A 2,484-nucleotide genomic window follows, 5' to 3' on the forward strand; every position below is an offset into this window, starting at 1 on the left:
GGCTACGCGGCGTTCGAGCCGGACACGGGGCGGATGCTGGGAGAGACGGGGTTGCTCCGGCGCGCTGGCATCGACGCCCTGGAGATCGCCTACTGGATGCGCCGCGACGCGGTGGGCCAGGGGCTCGCCACGGAGATGGCCTCCGTGATGGTCCGCACCGCCTTCGAGTTCGACCGGGTGAAGCGCCTGGACCTCTTCTGCAAGCCGGAGAACGAGCGGAGCGCCGCGATGGCGCGGCGGCTGGGCTTCACCTTCGAGGGACGCCTGCGCGACCGTCAGTTGGCGCCGCACCACCCGCGCGGCGACCTGCTGTGCTTCACCCTCCTCGACAGTGAGTACCCGCGCACGCCGGCCCGAGCGCTGTCGCTCCAGGCTTTCGACTTCCTCGGGCGACCGATGGGCTGGGTCGGTTCAGGCGCGTGAGAAGACCTCGGCGCGGCGCCGGGAGAAGTCGTGCTCCGTGACGAGGCGGGTGATGGCCGCCGCGATCTTCTCCCCACCGCGCACGGACGGTTCGATCGGGTTGGCGTAGTCCTCCTTCTGGTCGCAGATCAGCCGGAGGTCGATCAACGGCAGGCCGCGGGCGAAGGCCTCGCGGGTGATGCAGTCATTGAAGAGGGTCAGCGCCGTGACGACCAGCCGCTGCCGTTGAGGCTCCGGATAGCACGCGTCATAGATGGTGCAGACGGCCGTGGGCAGTCCCAGGGCCAGCACCGGTTCGAGCATTGCCCGGTAGCTCCGCCCGAATTGCTCTCGGATGGCGGCGAGCCCGTTCAAGGCCTCGGCCACGGAACGCGCCCCCTGGTCGAGGATGCCCGACTGGCCCAGGGCATCGTTTCCGCCGACGCTGATCACCAGGTGGGTCGCATCGGGTGGAAGCCGGTGGAGCTGCGCCTTGACGCCGCTCGTCACGCTGCCGTCGACGGCCCTCAGGGTCGCCTGCCAGCCCTTGGGTAGACGCTCGCGCAGCTGTTTCACGACATCGGGTCCACCCGAGACGTACGCGGCATTGTCGAAGATTGAGTCGCCCAGCAGGACGATGTGTTTCACGAGCACCTCGATGTTCATCGGCGTCGAGAAAGGTGTTCATCCTCCACGATGAGGACACCCGGCCGGGCATGGCTGGCTGGTGGAGAGGCGTACAAGAGAAAGGGCCCCGGGTCTGGAAACCCGAGGCCCTCGAGTTGGAGCAGGGTGGGGGAGTTACGCCGCCTTCGCCTGGCCCTTGCCGAACGTCAGCGCGTCCTTGCCCGCGTCCACCACGATGTGGTCCCCGGGCAGGAACTCGCCCCCGAGCACCTTCAGCGCCAGCGGATCCATCAGGTACTTCTGGATGGCCCTCTTCAGCGGGCGCGCTCCGTACGTCGGATCGTACCCGCGCTCCGCCAGCAGCATCTCCGCCGCCTCCGACAGCTCCAGCGTCAGCCGCTTGTCCGCCAGCAGCTTCTGCATCCTCGCCACCTGCAGGTCCACGATGCGCTTGATGTCCGTCTTCCGCAGCGGCTCGAAGATGATGATCTCGTCCACGCGGTTGAGGAACTCCGGCCGGAAGTGCTGCCGCAGGATGCCCATCACGTCGTTGCGCGTCGCCTCGTCCAGCGTCTCCTTGCCCGTCATTCCCTCCTGGAGGGCCTGCGAGCCCACGTTGCTCGTCATGATGAGCACCGTGTTCTTGAAGTCCACCGTCCGGCCCTGGCTGTCCGTCAGCCGGCCCTCGTCGAGGATCTGCAGCAGCATGTTGAAGACGTCCGGGTGGGCCTTCTCGATCTCATCGAACAGGACCACCGTGTACGGCCGGCGCCGCACCGCCTCGGTGAGCTGGCCGCCCTCCTCGTAGCCGACGTACCCCGGAGGCGCGCCCACCAGCCGGGCCACGGAGTGCTTCTCCATGTACTCGGACATGTCGATGCGTACCATCGCGGTGTCGTCGTCGAAGAGGAACTCCGCCAGGGCCTTGGCCGTCTCCGTCTTCCCCACGCCCGTGGGGCCCAGGAAGATGAACGAGCCGATCGGCCGGTTGGGATCCTGCAACCCGGAGCGCGCCCGGCGCACCGCGTTGCTCACCGCCTCGATGGCGCTGCGCTGGCCGATCACCCGCTTCGCCAGCCGGTCCTCCATGTGCACCAGCTTCTGGACCTCGCCCTCCATCAGTCGGGAGACGGGGATGCCCGTCCACTTGGCCACCACCGCCGCGATGTCCTCCGAGTCCACCTCCTCCTTGAGGAACTTGTGGTTCTTCTGGAGCTCGGTCAGCTTCACGTTCTGCTGGGCTACCTCCTTCTCCAGGCCGGGGATGACGCCGTACTTGATCTCCGCCGCCTTGTTGAAGTCGCCCTGCCGCTCGGCCACCGCCTGATCGTTCCTCGCCTTCTCCACCTTCTCCTTCAGCGCGCCAATCTCGCCGATCGCCTTCTTCTCCTGGTCCCAGTGGGCCTTCAGGCTCGTGAAGCGCTCGTTGAGATCCGCCACCTCCTTGTCGATCTT

Annotated in this window: 3 protein-coding genes; 1 reads left to right on the forward strand and 2 read right to left on the reverse strand. The window is 67.3% G+C overall.

Annotation, left to right across the window (positions count from 1 at the left end; all coding sequences use genetic code 11):
- Nucleotides 1-423 (forward strand): GNAT family protein (locus VF794_RS19240; protein WP_331112471.1); only part of this gene is annotated, 423 nt, incomplete at its 5' end.
- Here VF794_RS19240 and VF794_RS19245 read toward each other — a convergent pair.
- Nucleotides 412-1,050 (reverse strand): SGNH/GDSL hydrolase family protein, encoded by a 639-nt coding sequence (locus VF794_RS19245; RefSeq protein WP_331112473.1) that lies wholly within the window; start codon nucleotides 1,048-1,050, stop codon nucleotides 412-414. The genes VF794_RS19240 and VF794_RS19245 overlap by 12 nt on opposite strands.
- A gap of 153 nt (nucleotides 1,051-1,203) precedes the next feature.
- On the reverse strand, nucleotides 1,204-2,484 hold a 1,281-nt coding region (locus VF794_RS19250; protein WP_331112476.1), incomplete at its 5' end, for an AAA family ATPase.

It is taken from the genome of Archangium sp., from assembly GCF_036389735.1.
Taxonomy (GTDB): Bacteria; Myxococcota; Myxococcia; order Myxococcales; family Myxococcaceae; genus Archangium.